Genomic DNA, 2,859 nt, shown 5'->3' on the forward strand with positions numbered 1-2,859 from the left:
CTGAAGGTATTCACCAGGGAAGCCTTCCGATGCAATGGCCTTCGCGCAGAACAATCTCGGGGATGTCAGCTGGAATCGGGCCAGCTATGGCGGCGGCAAGGCCGAATATCAAAAGGCGATCGGATTCTTCGAGAACGCCAAGCAGCGCTTTAGCGAAGCCGGCTACACCAGCCATCCCTCTCACCGACCAGAAGGTCGATCTGGTGAAGAAGCAGATGGCGAAGAAGTAGGTCTACGCTTCCCGCCGACCGCGCCTTGTCTTTCGGCCGGCTTTACCGTCCCTATATGTCCTGCCACCGGAACCCCTTGCCGGGAACCGCAGAAGGATAGCGGATGATTCGATTTGCCTTGGCGTTGTTCCTGCTTGTTGTTCCCAGCGTGGCGCACGCCACGGATGCAGGCTGGGCGCTGCTGCGCGACGGCGGACACGTCGTGCTGCTGCGCCATGCCATGGTCACCGGCACCACCGATCCGGCCAATTTCGACATCGACAGCTGCGCCACCCAGATGAACCTGTCGGCGCGCGGCAAGCAGCAGGCGAGCAAGATCGGCGCTCTGTTTGCCGCTCGGGCGGCACCGATCGAGCGCGTGCTGTCCAGCCGCTATTGCCGCTGCCTCGACACCGCCCGCATCGCCTTCGAGACCGACCCGGAACTCTTTGCACCGCTCGATCTCCTGAAAGGCGACGAGACGCAGAAGGCCGCGCAGATCGCTGCGATCCTGAAGGAAATCCGCGTCTATTCCGGCTCCGACAATCTGGTCATGGTCACCCATCTGGAAGACATCGTGGCACTGACCGGCATCTCACCGCGCGAAGGTGAGGCCGTCGTCGTCGAGCCGCAAGGCGATGGCCTGCGCGTGCTCGGCCGCGTCACCTTCTGAGCGTGCTGCGCGATCGCTGACGCCGAAAGCGGTGTTGCTGAAATGCCACCGTTGAAAGAAGCCGCAAATTCGCCGTGACAATGCCGCTTGCGACAACCCGTCGCAGGGGCTATAGGCGCGCTCCCGGTCACGAGAACCGAAGCGAGCACAACGGTTGGAGCTTTCGTCTCCGCCCGTGCAGGCGGCATTGCCGCCCTGTATACGGCGCCGCTTTGGGGATTGGGATCGCGGATGTAGCTCAACTGGGAGAGCGCCGGACATAATCCGGAGGTTGTGGGTTCGAGTCCCTTCATCTGCACCACGGATAGCTCAGTTTGGTTAGAGCATCAGATTGTTAATCTGACTGTCGAAGGTTCGATTCCTTCTCCATTGGCCTTGAAAAGCCATCCGAAAAACGGTCCGGGGACTGGAATGCGAAAGACTGGACGGGTGACCCAAGCCTTCGGGCGCGGATCATCTCAAGCGTCTTTCGCCATCGGCTCGCGGCCAGGCCCGCGGTGACGATCAAGGCGCGGTGTCGCCGGCAAGGGAGGCTAAGGCCTCCTGCGCCCGCTTCGCTGCCCCGCGATCCGCTCCCGAAGGCCCGCCACGGCTCGATGCCACCAGTCCCCGGATCATTCGTGCCCGGGCTACGACGCAAGAGACGACGTGAAACGAGAAACGAAGGGAAGATCGACGCATGACGTGACGCCTCGCATGGGGCCATGCCCGACAGGAGTAAGACAATGACCATTCTCGACAAGGTTCTTGGACGCGAGCGCGTCCTCGTAAAGGAAAACGAACGTGCCCTCGCCCTCCACAAGGGGGAGATCAAGGCTGTCCTGCTGCCGGGCGAGCACTGGCTCGCCAACCGGCGCGGCAGCCTCGAAGTGTCTCGGCACGATCTGAAGAACCCGGAATTCGTTTCGGCATACGAGAAGGCGTTGTTCGACAAGCTTCCGGATGTGGCCGCGCGTCATTTCACCGTCGTTCGCACCGGGCGCACGGATGTCGCCGTCATCGAGCGTGACGGCAATCTGCACGCCGTGCTGGCACCGGACCGCAAGCTCGTGCTGTGGACGGATGCCGGCCCGTGGAAGGTGACGCTGATCGACACGTCAGTCGATCTCGCCATCGATGCGGCGATCATGCGCCGGCTCGGCCAGGCCCGGAAGGCGGAATTGATGTCCGTCCATCCGGTCGTCGATGGTCAGGCCGGACTGCTGTTCATCGACGGTGTCCTGGTCAGGACGCTGACGGCGGGCGTGCATGGCTTCTGGAACGTCGGACGCATGGTGCAGATCAAGGTCGTCGACCTCAAGCGCCAGTCGCTCGACGTTGCCGGGCAGGAAGTGCTGACCAAGGATCGCGTGACGATCCGCGTCAACATCGCAGCCGAATACCGGGTCGTCGATCCGGTCAAGGCGGTCAGCATGGTGAAGGACTTCTCCGAAGCCCTCTACCGCGCCCTGCAATATGCCTTCCGCAAGACGCTTGGCGCGCTGACACTCGATCAGATCCTCGAAAAGAAGGTGACGATCGATGAGGAAGCGGCAGCCAAGGTCCGCGCCGACATGGCCGAGATCGGCGTGGAGGTCAGCGATATCGCGCTCAAGGATGTCATCCTGCCGGGCGAGATGCGCGAGATCCTCAACCAGGTGGTGTCGGCCGAAAAGCAGGCCGAGGCCAACATCATCCGTCGCCGCGAGGAGACGAACGCGACCCGTTCCCTCCTCAACACGGCCAGGGTGATGGCGGAAAACCCGGTGATGCTGCGGCTGAAGGAGCTCGAGGCGCTGGAAACCATCGCCGGCAAGGTCGAGCGGCTGACCGTCCACAACGGAACGGGCGGGCTGCTGAACGATCTGGTCAAGCTTCGCGACAGCTGATGCATGTCGCCAAAAGTGTTCCGCTTTTGGAAAAACGACACGCATCGAAATAAGGCTGACGTTGCGTCAACAGAAGGGCCGCCGGGTAAACCGGCGGCCCTTCTTGCGT

General features: G+C 62.3%; 3 protein-coding genes and 2 tRNA genes. All 5 read left to right on the top strand.

The window, feature by feature from the left end; all coding sequences use genetic code 11:
• The first annotated feature begins 34 nt into the window (after positions 1 to 34).
• Entirely contained in the window at positions 35 to 337 is a 303-nt protein-coding gene (locus tag EN994_RS36370) for a hypothetical protein (RefSeq protein WP_244514304.1), read from the top strand.
• Positions 334 to 882: a histidine phosphatase family protein gene (locus EN994_RS25485; protein ID WP_063168176.1), complete on the top strand. Its 549-nt coding sequence runs from the start codon at positions 334 to 336 to the stop codon at positions 880 to 882. The genes EN994_RS36370 and EN994_RS25485 overlap by 4 nt, the downstream gene beginning before the upstream one ends.
• Positions 883 to 1,109: 227 nt before the next feature.
• A tRNA-Tyr gene (locus EN994_RS25490) sits at positions 1,110 to 1,183 on the top strand.
• A gap of 2 nt (positions 1,184 to 1,185) precedes the next feature.
• Positions 1,186 to 1,255, top strand: a tRNA-Asn gene (locus tag EN994_RS25495).
• 352 nt (positions 1,256 to 1,607) lie between these two features.
• Positions 1,608 to 2,750, top strand: a complete 1,143-nt coding sequence (locus EN994_RS25500) for a slipin family protein (RefSeq protein WP_063168177.1) — start codon at positions 1,608 to 1,610, stop codon at positions 2,748 to 2,750.
• The last annotated feature ends 109 nt before the right edge of the window (positions 2,751 to 2,859 follow it).

The sequence above is a fragment of the Mesorhizobium sp. M7A.F.Ca.CA.002.09.1.1 genome, from assembly GCF_003998555.1.
Lineage (GTDB): Bacteria > Pseudomonadota > Alphaproteobacteria > Rhizobiales > Rhizobiaceae > Mesorhizobium > Mesorhizobium ciceri.